Source organism: Devosia sp. XK-2 (assembly GCF_037113415.1).
Lineage (GTDB): Bacteria > Pseudomonadota > Alphaproteobacteria > Rhizobiales > Devosiaceae > Devosia.
Genome location: NZ_CP146608.1, coordinates 2,833,810 through 2,851,444 on the forward strand (window position 1 = coordinate 2,833,810; position 17,635 = coordinate 2,851,444).

Annotated in this window: 13 protein-coding genes, 1 tRNA gene and 1 pseudogene; 8 read left to right on the top strand and 7 right to left on the bottom strand. The window is 57.0% G+C overall.

What is annotated here, in order from left to right:
- Nucleotides 1–35 precede the first annotated feature (35 nt).
- From V8Z65_RS13905 to V8Z65_RS13920, 4 genes are all read right to left on the bottom strand, one after another.
- Nucleotides 36–599 (bottom strand): hypothetical protein, encoded by a 564-nt coding sequence (locus V8Z65_RS13905; protein ID WP_338720752.1) that lies wholly within the window; start codon nucleotides 597–599, stop codon nucleotides 36–38.
- A complete protein-coding gene (locus tag V8Z65_RS13910; protein WP_338720753.1) occupies nucleotides 599–1,015 on the bottom strand; it encodes a TIR domain-containing protein in 417 nt (138 codons plus the stop codon). Before V8Z65_RS13910 ends, V8Z65_RS13905 begins: the two co-directional genes overlap by 1 nt.
- Nucleotides 1,016–1,353: 338 nt before the next feature.
- Nucleotides 1,354–5,244: a hypothetical protein gene (locus V8Z65_RS13915; RefSeq protein ID WP_338720754.1), complete on the bottom strand. Its 3,891-nt coding sequence runs from the start codon at nucleotides 5,242–5,244 to the stop codon at nucleotides 1,354–1,356.
- 651 nt (nucleotides 5,245–5,895) lie between these two features.
- Nucleotides 5,896–7,002 carry a hypothetical protein gene (locus V8Z65_RS13920; RefSeq protein WP_338720755.1) on the bottom strand — a complete coding sequence of 369 codons (1,107 nt, stop codon included), beginning with the start codon at nucleotides 7,000–7,002 and terminating at the stop codon, nucleotides 5,896–5,898.
- Nucleotides 7,003–7,632: 630 nt separating this feature from the next.
- Here V8Z65_RS13920 and V8Z65_RS13925 point away from each other — a divergent pair.
- The 4 genes and pseudogenes from V8Z65_RS13925 to V8Z65_RS13940 form a co-directional block, all read left to right on the top strand.
- Nucleotides 7,633–8,601, top strand: a complete 969-nt coding sequence (locus tag V8Z65_RS13925) for a hypothetical protein (RefSeq protein ID WP_338720756.1) — start codon at nucleotides 7,633–7,635, stop codon at nucleotides 8,599–8,601.
- 244 nt (nucleotides 8,602–8,845) lie between these two features.
- Complete coding sequence (locus tag V8Z65_RS13930) at nucleotides 8,846–9,007, top strand: hypothetical protein (RefSeq protein WP_338720757.1); 162 nt, start codon at nucleotides 8,846–8,848, stop codon at nucleotides 9,005–9,007.
- Between the two features lie 292 nt (nucleotides 9,008–9,299).
- Entirely contained in the window at nucleotides 9,300–9,581 is a 282-nt protein-coding gene (locus V8Z65_RS13935; RefSeq protein ID WP_338720758.1) for a hypothetical protein, read from the top strand.
- Nucleotides 9,582–9,631: 50 nt separating this feature from the next.
- A pseudogene (locus V8Z65_RS13940) lies at nucleotides 9,632–10,642 on the top strand (recombinase family protein); the annotation flags it as partial.
- 502 nt (nucleotides 10,643–11,144) lie between these two features.
- On the opposite strand, the gene V8Z65_RS13945 reads toward V8Z65_RS13940, so the two are convergent.
- From V8Z65_RS13945 to V8Z65_RS13955, 3 genes are all read right to left on the bottom strand, one after another.
- Nucleotides 11,145–11,221: transfer RNA gene (locus tag V8Z65_RS13945), tRNA-Arg, on the bottom strand.
- Between the two features lie 128 nt (nucleotides 11,222–11,349).
- Nucleotides 11,350–12,777: a HAMP domain-containing sensor histidine kinase gene (locus V8Z65_RS13950; RefSeq protein ID WP_338720759.1), complete on the bottom strand. Its 1,428-nt coding sequence runs from the start codon at nucleotides 12,775–12,777 to the stop codon at nucleotides 11,350–11,352.
- 61 nt (nucleotides 12,778–12,838) lie between these two features.
- Nucleotides 12,839–14,272, bottom strand: coding sequence for an FAD-dependent oxidoreductase (locus tag V8Z65_RS13955; RefSeq protein ID WP_338720760.1), 1,434 nt, complete (start codon nucleotides 14,270–14,272; stop codon nucleotides 12,839–12,841).
- 223 nt (nucleotides 14,273–14,495) lie between these two features.
- Here V8Z65_RS13955 and rpmH point away from each other — a divergent pair, with 223 nt between their 5' ends.
- From rpmH to yihA, 4 genes are all read left to right on the top strand, one after another.
- A complete protein-coding gene (rpmH, locus tag V8Z65_RS13960; protein ID WP_046105410.1) occupies nucleotides 14,496–14,630 on the top strand; it encodes a 50S ribosomal protein L34 in 135 nt (44 codons plus the stop codon).
- Between the two features lie 14 nt (nucleotides 14,631–14,644).
- Entirely contained in the window at nucleotides 14,645–15,052 is a 408-nt protein-coding gene (gene rnpA, locus V8Z65_RS13965; RefSeq protein ID WP_338720761.1) for a ribonuclease P protein component, read from the top strand.
- On the top strand, nucleotides 15,049–16,890 hold the full coding sequence (gene yidC / locus V8Z65_RS13970; RefSeq protein WP_338720762.1) for a membrane protein insertase YidC: 1,842 nt from the start codon (nucleotides 15,049–15,051) through the stop codon (nucleotides 16,888–16,890). Before rnpA ends, yidC begins: the two co-directional genes overlap by 4 nt.
- A 67-nt stretch (nucleotides 16,891–16,957) precedes the next feature.
- The gene (gene yihA, locus V8Z65_RS13975) at nucleotides 16,958–17,602 is read left to right on the top strand and encodes a ribosome biogenesis GTP-binding protein YihA/YsxC (protein ID WP_338720763.1); all 645 of its coding nucleotides are present in this window, start codon (nucleotides 16,958–16,960) and stop codon (nucleotides 17,600–17,602) included.
- Nucleotides 17,603–17,635 lie beyond the last annotated feature (33 nt).

Sequence of the window (17,635 nt, forward strand, 5' to 3'; positions counted from 1 at the left end):
AGGTTTCGGTTTAAAGTTCTTGAGCCAACCCCACATCACGGACCTTGTGGAATTTCTATAGTACGTTCAGCAAAGCCAGCGCGTGCCGCGAGTGCAAGCAATTCAGCTGTTGCGTCGTGACCAGTGCGCGGGTTTGTATCGGTCACCGCAACGGCCGTAACGTTGGACGACCCGCCGGCTAGCAATCTGGCCGTCTCTATTATTTGCGCTGTAGCCGCGCTATAGGCCGCGTCACCCTCACCGACACCCACCAGCTCAATCAATCGACCGCTTTTAGACGCTTCTGAGATCAAATCCTCATACAGTCCGCTCCAGTTTCCGGGACGATCCTCAACCGACGTTTTCTTAAACTTGGCGCGGTCGAAAGGCAGCACGATGTGGAATAGTATCCCTGATTGACGTGCTACCTTTAACGCAATCAGATCCACTCCGCACGCAGCAGAGCAAACTAGATAGTTTGGGGCGAGTTGACTGAAGGCACGTGCTATTTCACGCTCAACCTGCCCGACTAGTTCTAAGGGGAAGTGTGGCTCCGCATCATCCTTTGCATCAATACGACGCCCAGCAAGGGCGACGACCGCCTCTGCGTGTCCAGACATTAGTAGCCGACTTTTGCGTTATTCAGAGCTTCAACAATCCGGTCGCGTTCGAAACTTGTTGCCCATGACGTACCGATGTTTAGCAATCCGGGCGGGGTGGTATTCAATTTTGAAAGCTTGACGGCAGCAAATTTAAGCCGCGTATCGGCTTCTTTTGCGCGGGCAATTTCCCACGTCATCCATGAACTGGTGTGGCTCTTTTCGCCAACAAGTACGAGAATGTGAGTTGCGGTCATCATCATCTTGGCAAGTGCAGCTTTTACTACACCTGCGTTCGTGCTGTTGATCGCAACATCCGGGCCCCGACTATCAAATTCAAAGTCAAAATCAGGATTGGCATGCCAAGCTTGAAGAAGCAACTTGTAATGCCTGTCTTCAGAATGGTCATAACTTACAAACACCTTGTGCTTTGGCATTTCAAACTCCAGTTTCCGAACTTTTTATAAAATATAGATTTAATGCAGACGCTGCAAGCTGATGAGCCTGCTAAGACAGAACAGCATCTAATCCTCCAAAAAATGCATATTACACAATGATGCGTGGCACAAAGCCGCAATTGAACTCATACTATCGTAGGCTAGATCGGCCTCATTCTGGGGCATGTTTGATAATCCGGCAGACCGTTACCTACTGGACCTACTAGACCTACTGGAGGATCGGCATGTCCGCTTGGTACTGCACTGAGCAAGCTTTCACCCTCGAAGACTGCCGATACGAAGATCTGATGGGGCCTTAGCAGGGCAAATAGGTGAGATTATTTGTGGGGCCTTGATCCGAAGATCAGGTGGCGAACGAAATGCCCTTCCGCAAAGCGGACTTCATACTCAAACCACCATTTCACAATAAGGCGCATGGGAAAGTAAAGCTGACTCAACTGCTCGCGCACAGCGATGAAAACAGCAGCCAAAAGCTCGACCCCGTGCTTTTTCGTCAGAAGGATATCTAACAGCCTGCTTATGAATTTGTCGCGGTCGTCCTTGTAGCTAGGCTCAACCCATAGTGCCTTGGCAAACGAGGCAGCCACCCCGATAAGCGATTCATGATCCACCGTCTCAGGCTTCAAAGTTGCAACCAGGGCATCAAAATCCGGGCTATCCCCAGCGGCAATGCTGTCTAACAAATCGTTGTGCGACACAGAGACGAACCCGACTTTTGCTGCCGAGAGTCTGGCGACAAACCCTACGTAGTCCTTGCGCGAAATTTTTTGTTCGCTGACCCATACCATCAGCAAGGATTGGGTCCACCCCGTTCGAATTATCCCCATCGATGCCGCAAATGCCCGCAACCTTCGGTCTTCGATTATGGCCGGCACATCTGATGCGATTGCGGTGCCTAGCGTGGCAATCGATGAAGGCGACAATATATCCTCAATCTGGTCCGGGGTTTCGAGCGGTTCGGTTGGCACGATCCTAGCGTGGGCTCGGCACCAATCCAAAATCTGAGCGCAGTAAGCAACGCTGGCTTCCCGATCCGCCTTTGTGGGCTCGGTGAAAGCAATCTTGTCTCCGCGCGCTTCCAGTGAGCCGCCCTTTTGTTTTGCGTTCTCCTTTGCCTGCTCCAGGCGTTGGGTAAAAAGGTCAATAGTGGCCTGCACGATCTGTATCTCGACGTCAGTGATGTTTTTGACGACGTCAAGAAGCTCAAGATCCTGCCAGAGAGCGAGGGTCACCGGCTCAACCAGAAGAGCTTTCGCTCCCGTAAGCTGCTGAATGGCGTGAGCACGCTCCGTATCTGTCCCTACACAGCTATCGAGCGTGATGTCCGATAGAAATCTTAATCCTCTCGACGCATCGACAGCATCGGAACCAAGCAGTTTGGCGATTGTGTCAACAGGAACGGGGTTGTCACGATAGAGGCCAATGACGTTTTCGACGTGGCGCGAGCGTTCCCGCACTTGCTCAAACACGGGCTCCAGCCCGCCCTCAACGCTCGCATCAATCCTAAAACGGCCAAAGGCTTTGCTGCCCGGAAAGGCTGTTTCGTGTGCCTCAAGAGCCTGATGAAGCAAATCAAGGTATTTGTGCTTAATCTCCAAAATCGTCCAGGAACCCGGTTGCCCAATCCCCTGCGCGGCGGCGACTTTGTCCCCGACCTTTTTGCCCAATAGGCTTTTGGCAAAGGGCATATCAGGCGAGAGGACATCCTTGGATGCTGGGACATTGGCCTCGAGGCGATAGTGCTTGTGCTCTCCGTGCTCGTTCTGGAGAAAGACCACCGTGTCCACTCCGACATTCTTTGGCGTTAGGAACGCCTCGCCACGCGAGCGCATCAGGAACAGTGACATGTATTTGAGGTGGATGGCTTCCGATTGTCCCCAGTGGTTGCGCAATATGTTGTAGGCGACTGACAGCGCATCGCCTCTGCGGCCGTAGCGGTCCAGAACCTGAGCAAATTCAAGCACCGTTTCTGGATCACCTGTCAGGTTCCTATCGGCCTTACGTGCCCACTTTGAGGCGCGCTTCTCCAGACCGGCGCGCAGGCAAAGGCGCACCCAATCCAGCCTAGTTTCTAGATCAGAGCTATCGAGTTCTAAGGCAGATTCTAGAGCTCTAAGTGATTGCGGCAGTAATCCTGCGCGCTCATAGATGGCAGCACCTATCCGCAGGATTCTTTTTGAGCGAAGTGCGTCGCCTGAAAGGGATTCAAACAATAACCGCGCCTCGGATCGAAGTTCGGCGCGGTACAGATAAAAGAGCCTTTGGCTCAAAGGTTCGGATGGAACATCTAGCCGATAGAGACCATCTAAGAGCGATGCGGCCCGTTCCCACTTCCCGTCATCGGCGTAAGCATTCGCCAATTCAAACCGCTCAAGCGCGTCCAGCGCAGCTTCATCAAAGTTATCCAGCCTGGCGGCGACTTCCTCGACTTCCTGTGGATTTCCGCTGCGCCGGGCTATCTCCGCCATGCGAGCTTCAAAAGCAACGTTGGCCGCAAACAGTTCTCGCAACTGCTTGCCCTTATTGAGAGCCTCTTCCGCACCCGACTTGCGATAAAGCGCAAGAACAATATGTTCGGCGGCTCGACTGCGCTCGAACTCCACATTCGCAGAATCCAAGGCCTTTTCCGCCCAAACCTGCAAGTTGGTCCAGTCGCCAACTAGGGCGGCAATATCGGCCGCCAAAAGCGCGGATAGCGGTAGATTGTCTGCCGCATGTTTCAACGCAAGTTCGAGGGCCTCACCACTCCGGTGCTTGTGGACCAGCGCAACAACCGCTCGTTCCACCAGCTCGAGCTTGTCCGGCACCAAGGCGTGGAGTTCGATGGCTAGATCGTCGGCCTTGGCGTCATATCCAGCAAATCTGTATGCAACTATGAGATTGGCTGCCACATGGTACCATCTCGCCTTATCTGCCCTGGTACTTGCTTGGGTCCACGCGTCTTCGAGAACGTCCTTTGCTTCTTCTAAGAGCTTTCGGACTTCCGCGGACGCCACGATTCCCATACGAACTTCAATGTCACTTTCGAGACCTTGAAGGATGGCTGCGCCAATGGTTGATCCTCGATAGATCGGCCATTCGTCTGGCTCGGTTGCCCTTGCTACCCTGAGTGCATCGCCGTGTTCACCTGCATCGGAATACCGTGACGCCAACGCTGTGCCCACTTCGACATGGGTGGCTAGACTTCCAAGTCGATCCTCCAGTTGCCTCGTAGATACAGTCTTCGGTGCTGCCTCGACCAGCATCACGGCTGCAAATCTCTGAGTGGGGTCCAACTCAAGAGCATTGGCCGCTTCCGCATAGGCCTCGGCGGTCTGGCCGCGCCCCAATAGGACGCGGGATCGGTAGGCATGGCTCGACCCTGTATCAGGCTCCGCATTGGCAGCTTCTTCGAACGCAGCTTCTGATCCCGCGCGATCACCTGCTTGCTCAAGCGCCGCCCCGAGATTGGCCCAGGCGCGGAACCGGACATGATGCATCGCACCAGTGTCAAGCGATGTAATGAAGGCGCGCAAGGGCTCAACCACAGCGGACGCGTTGCCAGCCCTAATCTGGTCCCGCCAAACGTCGATCTTGGCTTCCGCGATGGCGTCGGCCGGTGATTGGGGTGAAGCCTTCGAAGTGTCACCCAAGAGGTGCGGGTCCGGTTTGCCAGTGGTGGTTCGGAATGAAACCACCTCGCTCACCAAATCCGAGGCGGGACGTTTAGGGTCCAGAGCGGCGAGCGGCGCGATATAGCCCTCTGCGATCTGGAGTAGTTTCAGCACCTCTGGGTATGGCTCGGCCCGTTCAACTATCTCGTCCCAAGACCAAAGGACGACCCTAAATAGGCCATCGGCGCGATTGGCCTGATCGAGTTCATGGGCTTTGGCCGCGAGTTTAGCGTCTCGCTTCCCCATGTATGCGACGACAAATAAATCCAGTTTCGGGGTGAACTGCTTCGCCTGCTCGACTTCAGTCACGAGCTCGGGGATCGAGAACTTGCGATACTCATGGTTGTCAGCTCCTTTGACCTGACAACCCGCCATCGGGAAATTGCCGCGCTTGTCGGCCCCAGTGATATCAACCCCAAACTGTTTCTGGCCGCTTCTTCCGTGTAGTTGCGCGTATGGATCGCCCCATTCGTGCTGCACAAGGCGGAGACACAGTTCCTGGAAAGGCTTCTCGCCTTTCAGCGGCGGATAGAGGATTTGGGCGTGCGTTGCCATCTAGCGCGGCCCGCTGCGGCCCTGAACTAACGTCAGGGCGAGATGCCGATAGTCTGCCACCATCGGCGCGGCTTTTGAGCTGGATGGACGCATGGAACAAAAGTAGAATACTGCATCCGAAAAGAGCAAGCTGAAACCGCAGGTTGCCCACAGTGCCTTCTGGGCGCACAGTAGTATAGCACCGCATGCAATCACGCGTATCCAATCTGCGCAAGGTTGGTCAGGTGTCGGGAGGGCAGGAACGCCCTTTCGGCGTTTCCATGGACGAAACCATGGCGAGGCTCCAAGGACGACGCTCGTCCCTGGTTGCACTCCATCGGCAAACACGGTGGTCAGGGTGAGGTCTTGGACAGGGCGGAACGCTCTCCATCCAAGCGCGATCGAACGGCGTCGTTCGGATGGCGCAGAAGAGGCTCAACGCCTCTGAGGTGCCACGGCCTGGGGGATGCAACGGGGGCGCGCAGCGGCCCCCTTGCCAAGATTGCGGTACTACACCGCACATCTTGCATTCAGCCAAACTGGCACATCTTGCATTCAGCCAAACTGGCACATCTTGCCTTAAGCCGAAACGGCACATATCGCCTTACGCGGAGATAGCATGTCTGGGGCTCTGTACATTTAGTGCTCTCACCAACTTGCGTTGCCCAAAGCTCAATACATCTTCGTGGTTGTGGGTGCGGCAAAGACGCTCCAAAGTGCCACCATCATCTGATTGTAAGTATTTGATGACGCTTCAAACTGTTGGAAGCCAATTGCTCCTTCCCTTTCGCGAAGGTGCAAAAGTTGCGCATAATACGACTGCGTAAGTTTGGGGTGGAGGGCGACTAAAGGAAAGAGATCGAAACGCGATGGCAATAGGATGTGAAAGGCACATTCGACCCGACCAGTACCGTCTGCATTAGATATGGCTAACTCACCACAAGCCAATTGTCCCGCTTCTGTGGAGATGAAAGCGGAGAATTCCGCGCTGACCACGGAGTAAGGGATCACACAAAAGTAAGGCAGAGGCTCATCGTCATACTTTAAGGGCAGCCTCGCGACTATTACCCCCTCTGGAATTCGTCCGTAAACAACGGAAAAATTATTTTCGGCATAAAATTTCGGGTCAAAGCAAATACAGACAGGATAGTAGGTGCCGGATGTGGCGTAAAAATCCATAAGTGCTTCTAGAACTTCTTTAATGTCACCATCCGTCATCTTATAATTTTCTTTAGTACTGAACACCTCCCCTTCCTGCACATGACACAAAAACAGATACACGTCGTCAGGCGAACGCACGATAATTGATGCATGGGTTTGAACTCCCACAAGGGGGGACAAATGTTCGAGCAGACGTTGACGTGATATGAATTCACCATCGACTAGGTCACTGCCATAGATGGCCATTGAGTCACCGTGGGAGGCATTCTGTAGGGCGTGCTCAAGTGAAACCTCTGTTACGTCCGCTGCATCCATCGGCAGTGGGACCATTGGCCTCTTGTCAAAATGCAACCCGATAGCACTTGCTTCAGCGGCGAAACTCGTCTGCGAAAAGTCAGACAAGCACGTTGGCATTCCCATCATGTCAACCAGGTCGGCGAATAGGGTATCACCGATCATTTGGTCTAGTTGCCGCTGGCGCCTGGGCTCCAAATCATGCCAGAACATATCTTGATCAATGGCTGCAGCCGGTGTCCCAGTAAGTTCAGCGGTGCGGCCGATGGCTTTGGATACCCATCCCGCGACAGTGGAGCTGTCGAGCCGCGCCCAGAGGTTCATTCTCTCTGTCGGCCCTGCGACCTCGGCATACCTATCGACGGATAACCACTCGCCAGTAGGTAGATTTGCTCTTTGCGAGCTGAAGGCCCAACGGGTAACTGCCCACGCAATTGCAGACCGCAAATAAGATGAGGCGACTAAGCGCTCGATCCTGATCGAAAAGAAGTCGAAGTACCCACGGTACTGCGCACTAAGGCCTCGGAGTGCAGCGGCTCGATCCTTTGAGAGATGGATGTTCTGCACACCACAATACGTCGCAGCCCTCTCGTGAGCTTGGAGAGAGTCTGCCCAGAGAGCTCGCTCAAGTGCCACCAAGGCCTCCTGAATCGATGAGCTCTGTGTCCTACTTTGGATAACGCGGATGGCTGCCATTAGGATTCCATCAGGCAAACCCTTGAATATCCGGTCATGCACTAACTCGTGCTGCGCAGTGCTTTCGCGGTCGTGGCGACCCGAGATATAGACTCGTTCACTGTCGTGAAAGCCCGCGGCGTGAGCCTCGTTGTTCCTCTCAGACATCGTTCGAACAATCTCGCCGGCGCAAAAATTAGGTGACTTGGGTAGGCCATGTGCCCATGCTTCGCACAATGATACAAGTATGGGTGGCGAGCCTCCAGCCAATGCAACACAATGCGTAAGTCAGACAACAAACCGACAAACATAAAAAGGACTGGAACCGGCACGGCGAAGGCAAATAGCCTGATACGCGGCTTTGACGATGAGCGAGTTCCGGCCGATGAAGGCGTAAGACGGCGGTTGCGCCAACTGGCTGAAGAGGTGCGACAGGTCGAACTCCTAGGCGACTGGAGAACGCTGTCAAACGCCCTCGTTGAAAGTTCGAAGCCCGAATTCAGGCAAGCGGCAGAAGAGCAGCTTGAACAGGTTCTGTCAGCTGCAGACGAGATATCTGACGCTATATCGTCAATTAGGATCGCTTTGCATCAAATTAGAGAAAGTGCAGTCCAGAGCAGTGGGTTTGACCAAAAGGCCTACTTTCAAGCACCAGAGCTCAACGAGGACGAAGAATTAATTGCAGAAAAATACACATCTAATCTGCCTCAATTCCTATGGAGACTCGGCTCTGACAAAACTATTCCAATTGAATACAGAAAAATGTTATTGTTTCTGGTGGAAAATGGAAAGAGTTTCAAAGAATTAATTGTTGAGCATTTTGGGTGCTCGGAAAAGTACGCAGAGCAAGCAGAAGCTCTAGTGGTAGAATTCATGCAGTCAAACGCACGGGGTGCGCGACAATTTCCCGAAGAATTGACTCCATTGGAATTGCTAGAAAGTCCACCAAGATACAACTACACGCCCCGAATGGATGGTGGCATTGAGCGGTATTTGAGAGACAATTGGCAGACTTATATTCAGAAGGGATTGCTAACTCGGCCTGATTTGAAGCGGATTGATCGGTCTGCTTACTATGCCCTGAACAATTATCTTAAGCGTGGCCGGAAGTTGCCAGGCGACATTTCCGTTCCAGATAGATCTGAAGCCATCGACAGAGAGATTGGCGTTGTTTCCGAAGAGGAGGCGAAGCGCCTGCAAAGGCTTGCTTCAGCTGCGCGCAGAAGAAAGGGTCCGAGTGGACCATAGCTGATTAAGCTTGCAACCTTCAGGAGCCAACCTGTCCTAAGCGCCACAGTACTACAATCGAAGTTCTTTGTAGTTGACATTGTACCTGTCAACGCACATGGTGATCTCGCATAGCGAAGGGACCATGCCGGCTCTCCGCAGACTCGGATTGTAGGAGGTAGAGACAATGCCTTTGACGAGAGCGCCTGCCCTAATTTTGCTCCCAAGTGTCGCAGCCAAATGGCTTGGGTACGACGAGCGCCAAATGAGCATCCTGATTGAGAGCGGCATCCTAGACGAAATCCGTCACCGTGCTGGATGCAACGCGTACTACTATGTCCCTGAGGTGATTGCGTTCTGTCGTAAACGCGCCCTGGACACGAACCTGAGGGAAGCCATCGAGTTCCTCCTCGACGATTCGCGATAGCGGTTTGGAACCGTTGCCGCCCGCTCGGACAACGCGCGCGCCCTCCCCATAGCTATTATTACATGTATCGCGAGCTTTTAGCCTTCAAGCGGCAGATACGCATGAACATAGACCTGCCGCATGTCTTGAATTTTTGGAGGCCATGTGACGAGGATTAGTCATCTCCCGATAGAGTGACTGTTACCCCCCTAAATTACGGAAATTACGAGACTTTTTTCTTGACTTTGACAGGCATTTGTTCCTATTTTGTTCTCACGTAGGAATGATCGCCTGAAGTTGAAAGGAGCGCAGGATGAATGACCATTTTACATCTCGCGGCTCGGACAAAGGCGAATTGTCGTCCCCGACCGCTGCCAGAGACATCCCAGAATTTGAACTGTCGGACTACCTCGACGATCTTGCGGGCATCGATGTCGACGAGGCCGCAAAAATCGAGCTCTTGACCATTCTTCGCGACATCCTCGTCCATTTCGTCCAGGTGGGCTTCGATCTCAAAGATGTCGATCTCTGTGGGCAACTTTTGGGAGATTTTACGGAGGCCGCCTCTTCTTCAGATGATGAGGTAGAATCCTGACTGACGACCCAAGGAGAGCAACCAAGCCCAGAAAGCCCGAGGAGGAGCCCATGAAGCACGACCAACCAATAGCCGTCATATACGCGAGGGTTTCTGACCCTAAACAGGCCTCAGTTAGGGGCGACGGCCTACACTCGCAGGAGCAGGCTTGCCGTGCCTATGCGGATCGCAGAGGGCTTACTGTCGCCGAGGTATTCACTGACACGGTGACGGGTGCGAAGCGCGACCGGGTCGGCTTCAGGAACGCGATGGCGTTCATCAAGAAAAATCGTGGCGCGATCCTGATCGTCGACCACCCCAATCGCCTTGCACGTGACCTTTTCGGACACTTGATGGTCAGAGACGAGATTGAGGAGATTGGCGGGCAGCTTGAATCTCCAAATATGGAGTTCAAGAATGACTCGGCGTCGCGACTGAAAGAGCACGTCGTGGCGAGTGTGTCCGAATACCAGCGAAGCCATAACGCCGAGCAAACGCTCAGCAGAATGAAGTCGAGAAGCGAGCAAGGGTACTGGACCCTGCAAGCTCCTGTGGGCTTCCGCTACCAGCAAGTGCGCGGACGTGGCAAAGTGCTCGTGCGGAACGAACCAATCGCGTCGGTCGTACAGGAGGCACTGGAAGGGTATGCATTTGGCCGGTTTGAGACCCAGGCCGACGTCATGCGGTTTCTCCAGAACAATCCACTATTCCCGAAAGACTCCAGCGGCATTGTCAGAAACCAGAGGGTGGCGGTTCTGCTCAGACAATGCCTCTATGCTGGATATATCGAGATGCCTCGGTGGGGCATTTCCCTCCGCCCTGCCCAGCACGAGCCACTGATTAGCTTCCAAACATACCAGCGCATTCAAGATCGCCTGAACGGCGGCATCTACGCACCACGCAAGCGGAACGTGAATGAGGACTTCCCTCTAAGGGGATTTGTGATGTGTGCAGATTGCGGCACACCTCTAACGGCCTGCTGGTCCAAAGGGCGCACAGCAAAACACCCCTACTACCTCTGCCCGAACAAGCGCGGTGCTTGCCCAAGCTATGGGAAGTCCATTCGCCGCGAGGTACTGGAAGGCGAGTTTGAACAAATCCTGGAAAACCTGACGCCTAGCGAGCCTCTGGTTCGCGTAGTCACACGCATGTTCAAGGACCTCTGGCAGCGTCGCTTGTCACAGGCCCAGGATGAGGTGAAAGCACTCAACGCCAAGCTGGCGAAGGTCGAACAAGACGCCGCCAAGCTGCTCGACCGCATCCTCGACGCCAGCCTCCCAAGCGTTATTGCGGCTTATGAGAAGCGCATCGAATCCTTCGAACGGGAGAAGCTGGCTATCCGGGAAAAGATCGCGGACAGCGGCAAACCAAGGCTCAGCTACGATCAAGCACTTAGAACCGCCCTTGCCTTCCTAGAAAACCCGCAGAAACTCTGGGATTCAGGCAATCTGGATATGCGCCGAACAGTGCTAAAACTGGCGTTCGGCAGCAAGCTTGAATATCGAAGAAATGAAGGACTTAGAACCCCAAATCTGACCTTACCTTTCAAGGTCTTAGCTCAGATTTCCGGTGAGAAAAAGGAAATGGCGCGCCCGAAGAGATTCGAACTCCTGACCCCCAGATTCGTAGTCTGGTGCTCTATCCAGCTGAGCTACGGGCGCGCAGGCCGACTGTGCGGCAGGCTTTTGCTGATCGGTGCGTCTGGCGCTTCCGATCGAAAGCGGGGCAACCCATACATGGGTGCTTTGGGCAATGCAAGCGGGGTTGCGACGATTTTCGTGGGAAGAACTCATCCCTCGTAGCGGCGGGTAGGCAAGGTAATGTCGAAACGGGTGCCCTGCCCCACATCGACCAGCGCCAGAACGCCGCCATGCGCCTCGGTAATTTCCCGGGCAATGGCAAGGCCCAGCCCCGTCCCGCCCGAGCGCGCCGATCCCTCAAAGGCCACGAACAGATGTTCCCGCGCGCGCGGCGGCAGGCCCGGGCCGTTGTCGCGCAAGGAGATCACCGTGCGCTCCACATCGCTGCTGGCCGAAACTTCGATCCGATAGTCACGCCCCTCATTGGGAGCGGCTTCCAGGGCCTCGCGGGCATTTTTGAGCAGATTGAGCAGCACCCGCCCCATCTGCCCCGCATCCACCTCCAGCATCAGCGATGCATCGACGCTATTGTCGAACGCAATGAAAGGGTGACCGGCCACCCTGGCATCGAAAGCGGCTTCATCCACCAGATTGCGCAGATTGACCGGCGCGAACTGCGGCACGATCGAGGTTTCACGGCCATAATCGAGCACCGATTGGGCAAAGCCGATCGCCTTGTCCAATGTCGTCACCAACCGGGGCGCCAGCCGCTGCACCTTTGGATCGTCCAGCGTCGCCACCTGGTCGGACAGCAATTGCGCCGAGGTCAGTGTATTGCGCAGGTCATGATTGATCTTGGCCACGGCCAGCCCTAGATCGGCCAGATGCCGCCTTTGCCGCAGCATGGAGAAGATTTCGCTCTCCATATCGGCCAGTTCGCGCTCGAGAATGCCGATCTCATCGGCGCGCTTTGAGGGGACCAGGATAAGCGCGGCATTTTCCGGCGCCTGGCGAAAGGCCAGCATATTCCCGGTCACCCGCAGGACCGGGTCAATGAACAGCCGGCTCACCAGCACATAGAGAACAAAGGCCGTCACGGCCGCAATGCCGAACGAGACCAGCGCGAAACTACGCGAATAGTCGATCATGTCGCGCCGCAGGGGCGTTTCGGGCATGAGCAGTTCGACCAGGCTCTCATTGAGATCGCCCTCACCCACCACGCGCAGCGTGCGTCCCGGGGCTGCGAACAGCGTATCGAGCGAGCCCAGCACCTGGCTGGGCAAATCACCCTGCCGCAGATCGGCTGTCACCACCGTGTCGGGCATGACCGGATTGGTGAGCTCGATCAATTGGCTCTGCCCCTCGCGGCGATAGACAATGGCGTAAGCGCCGGCCGAATTGAGTAGCCTGTCGGTCAATTCTCGCGGCAATGCCATCACATCGGGCACCGCATCGAGCACGCGCGCCGCCACCACGCCCACTTGTAGCCGATCTTCCAGCCAGGTGGCCCGGAAGCCGGCAATCGAGGGCAGGAAGATGACGATTTCAACAAGCAGAATCACCCCGATAATCGTGGCAATCAGCTTGCTCGAAAGGCCCGGAAAACGGCCCGCCATGGCGCTGGACTGGTCATTCATCGTCACGATCCTACGCCAGACCGCCCGGCGCCGTCAGGTCTCTTGTGCCAGTTGATCCATTTCACAGGCCCATGTTGCGGCGTAAAGCCCCGACATATCTGGCAAAGGAAGATACGGACTGCGCCTCGCGCTGGTTTTCGCCCAATTGCGCTAGAACGGTCATGAGGCTCGGATGCGGCAGGCTCAACCCAGCCATATCCCCCAGCGGCAATCCGCGTTCCATCGCCAGCGCCAGGACACCGGCCAGCTCGCCGGCATCCGGCCCCGCAAGGCTGGCCGCCAGAATATGCCCTTTGGGATCGGTCAATATTTTGACCAATCCTCTATGCTGTCCCAGCGCCCGCGCCATGGCATTTCCCTCGAACCCGGCTCGGAAAATGGCATGACCCGCGGCCAGCTTCGCGCCATCGGCCGGCCACAGGCCGATCTGGGCCAGCGCCGGCTCGGTCTGCACCACAAGCGGCTGCGCCGCGGGTCGATGGGCCGGCGTTCCCAATATCAGGGCCTCGACGACCGCACGGCCGTGGCTGAGCGCATGCTGCCACTGTTCCCGACCGGCTGCCGTGCCCACCACGCGAATGCGTCTATTGCTCGTCTGGCCCAGGGCGCCAATGGCAAACTGGCCCGCTTTGGCACGCAGTGGTCGCAGCCGGGCCGCATCGAGCGCCAACGCGCCAATATTGGGCTGAACGCCACCCGCCACCAGAATATGGGACACGTCCAGCATCGACTGCCCACCCTCGGTCAGCCCCACAACGGCGCCTATCCCCTGCGAGCGCGGGACAATGGTCTCCACCACCCCACCCTCGATCACCCGCACGCCCTCGTCGCGCAGCGCCTGCATCAGAATGCTGGCGGCCTCTATATCGAAACCGGTCAGCACCTCGCCCTGCGGAACCAAGGTCACCTCGGACCCCAGCCGCGCAAAGGCCTGCGCCAGGACCAGTCCCTCGGGATGGCCGCCAATGATCAGCAAATGCGTCAATTTGCGGCCATTTTCGACAATGCTGTCCGGTGTGAAGAAGCCGGCCTCGTCCAGGCCCGCTATCTGCGGCACCATTGTCTCCGCGCCAAGCGCAAGAATGAAGGCCTGCGGCCTTATCTGGATGTCGCCCACGCTCAGGGTCGCGGCGTCGATAAAGCGCGTCTCGCCGCGCAGCATTGTAATCCCCAGCGCCGTCAACCGCTCCGGGCTGCTCAATGGCGCCTGTTCCGCGGCGAGCCGGTCGGCCCGCTCCTGCACTGCCTTCATGCCGATTTTGGGAATGGTGTCAGTCAGTCCCAATACCGAGCCGCGCCGCATGGATTGCGCGGCCGAGGCGCTGGCGCTCAGTGCGGCCAACCGCAGCGCGCGCGCCGGCCCATCGCCAGGCTCGGCATGTCCCCGGTCGACCAGGGTTACCTCCGCGCCAAGTCGTCGGGCATGCTGGGCCAGGGCGATACCGAGCGCTCCAGCACCCACGATACAGAGTTCGGGTCGAGAAATTTCAGCCATGTCCGCCACTGGCCAGAACCATGGCTGCTCTTATGCGGGGGAATGCCCCGATTGACAACAGGTCCACAGCCCCCCTTCGCCATGCCGATGCGCGTTGACTTGGGCACGTCTTTTCCCTATAGACCCCACCAATGCGAAGGCGGCGCACTGTCCGCCCCAGGGATTATTCTGCTTTCAAGCAGCACCAAGAAAGAGGAACCGTGCGACAGCGCGGTCTGATGTTATGAAGCGTACATACCAGCCCTCCAAGCTCGTGCGTGCCCGTCGTCACGGTTTCCGTGCCCGTATGGCCACCAAGGACGGCCGCGCGATTCTCAATCGCCGCCGCGCTCTTGGCCGCAAGAAGCTCTCGGCCTAAGGATTTCTGGCCGGATGACGGCCGAGCAGTCCTCGCGCAAAGCGACATTGCGCCGCCTCAAGCGGCGCACACAGTTTCTTAAGGCCGCCCGGGGCAATCGCGCCGGGCGTTCTGCGTTTGGGCTGCAGGCTGTGCCCAGCGCCGAGGCCGAACCGGGTGTCGGTTTCACCGTCACCAAGAAAATCGGCAATTCGCCCGAGCGCAATCGTATAAAACGTCGTCTGCGTGCCGCTGCGGCAGCATGCGCGCGTGACTTTGTGCCCGGACATGACTATGTCCTTCTGGCGCGGCGCGAGGCCATCAGCCAGCCTTTCGCCAAGCTCGTCGCCGATCTCGGCGGCCTCATCGCTCGTGTGCATGACACAAAACTGGGCGACACTGGAAAAACATCAGGCCGCGGCCAACGGAACCCGAGACCATGAATTCTGACAATCGCAATGTGATCCTTGCCGTCGTGCTCAGCATGATTGTGCTGTTCGGCTGGCAGTTTTTCATTGCCGGTCCGCAGCTGGAACAGGCCCAGCGCCAGGCCGAGATCACCGCCGCCCAGCAGGCCGAAGCCGAGCAGCTCGCCGTTCCCCAGACCAGTGGCGATGGCACCGCGACGCCTGCGGCAACCACCGGTGCCGACGCGCCACAGGTCTTTACGGACCGCGCCGCGGCCATCGCCGCCAGCGACCGCGTTACCATTGCCACCGAGGACCTGGAAGGCTCGATCAATCTGACCGGTGCCCGGATCGATGATCTGCAGCTCAAGCAGTATCGCGAGACCGTCGATCCCGATTCTCCAATCATCTCTCTCCTTAAGCCTGCAGGTCTGGCCGACGCCTATTTCGTCGAACAGGGCTGGGCCGCCGCCCCAGGCTCTACCGTGGCGCTGCCCACCAGCCAGTCGGTCTGGACGGTCGAGGGGGAGAACACCACCCTGACCGCCGATACCCCGGTTACCCTGCGCTTCGACAATGGCGAAGGCCTGGTCTTCCATCGCACCTTCGCCGTCGATGACTATTATCTGTTCACCGTCACCCAGACCGTCGAGAATACCGGCGCCGGCGATATCGCCCTGTTCCCCTATTCTCGCGTGGTCCGCCACGGCAATCCCAAGGTGCAGAACTTCTTCATCCAGCATGAAGGTCCGATCGGCGTCCTGGGTTCGAACAATTATGTCGCCCGCAAATATGCCGATCTCCAGAACGAGAAGCAGGTCGACTTCTCCTCGACCACGGGCTGGCTGGGCATTGCCGACAAATATTGGGCCACGGCCGTCCTGCCCAAGCCCGAAACGCCGATCAATGCGCGTTTCGCCTATTCCCAGACCAACGGCACCAATGTCTACCAGACCAATTATGTGGAAACGCAACCGGTCATGGTGCCCGCTGGCGCCACGGTCAGCCACGAGGCCTATGTCTTTGCTGGCGCCAAGGAAGACCGCGTCATTGGTGCCTATCAGGAGAACCATGGCTTTGACCGCCTCGAGCTGCTGATCGACTGGGGCTGGTTCCACTTCCTGACCAAGCCCATGCATTGGCTGCTGGTCACCCTCTACGGCATTCTGGGCAATTTCGGCCTCGCCGTGCTGGCGGTGACTGTCATCGTCAAGGCTCTCTTCTTCCCACTGGCCAACCGCTCCTATGCATCCATGGCCGCCATGCGCCGCGTGCAGCCGGAAATGAAGGCCATTCAGGAGCGCCTCAAGGACGACCGTGCCGCCCAGCAGCAGGCGATGATGGAGCTTTACAAGAAAGAGAAGATCAACCCGCTTTCGGGCTGCTGGCCAATCCTGATCCAGATCCCGGTCTTCTTCGCGCTCTATACCGTCATCTTCATCTCGCTCGAGATGCGCCATGCGCCCTTCTTTGGCTGGATTCAGGATCTGGCGGCGCCCGATCCGACCAATATCTTCACCCTGTTCGGCCTGATCCCCTGGGACCCGACCATTATGCCGGTCATTGGCGGCTTCCTGCATCTGGGTGTCTGGCCGGTGATCATGGGCATTACCATGTGGGTGCAGATGCGCCTCAACCCGCCCCCGCCCGATCCGACCCAGGCAATGATCTTCAACTGGATGCCGGTCATCTTCACCTTCATGCTGGGCACTTTCCCGGCGGGTCTGGTGATCTACTGGGCCTGGAACAATACGCTCTCCATTGCCCAGCAATGGTTCATCATGAAGCGCCATGGCGCCGAGGTGAACCTGTTCGGCAACATCCTGGACAGCTTCCGCCGCAAGCCCAAACCCGCAGAACCCGGCAAAAGCTGATCCAGCATAAGCACCAAGACCAGGCCCGCCGCACAGCCGGCGGGCTTCTCACTTCCAGGGTCCACAGATGACGCAGCCTGACTATTCGCCCCATATCATCGAGCGTGGCCGCCTGATGTTCGCCCGGCCCTTCGCCTTTGTGAAGGGTTGCGTCAGGCTCGCCGACCTGCCGCCCATGGACCGGGTCGAGATCGCTTTTGCCGGCCGCTCCAATGTAGGCAAATCGAGCCTGATCAATGCGCTTTGCGGCACGTCTGGCCTGGCCCGAACCTCCAATACGCCCGGCCGCACCCAGGAGCTCAATATTTTCGAGAGCCAGAGCGAGAACCTGCGCATTGTCGATATGCCCGGCTATGGCTATGCCAAGGCGCCCGAACCCAAGGTTAAGGCCTGGACGGCGCTCATCCATCAATATCTGACCGGCCGTGCCACCCTCAGGCGCGTCTATGTGCTGGTCGACAGCCGCCACGGCCCCAAGGACAATGATCTCTCGGTCATGAACGAACTCGACCGCGCCGCGGTCAGCTATCAGGTGGTTTTGACCAAGGTCGACAAGCCCTCCGCCACGGACCTCGAAACCAATGTCGCCAGGACCCGAACAGCCATCGCCAAGCGCCCCGCGGCCCATCCCGATGTCATACTGACCTCGAGCGAGAAAGGCACTGGCCTCACCCAGTTGCGCACGGAAATCGCGCTGCTGATGGAGAGCTGACCAGACACAAAATGGGTGCCCGGAGGCGCCCAT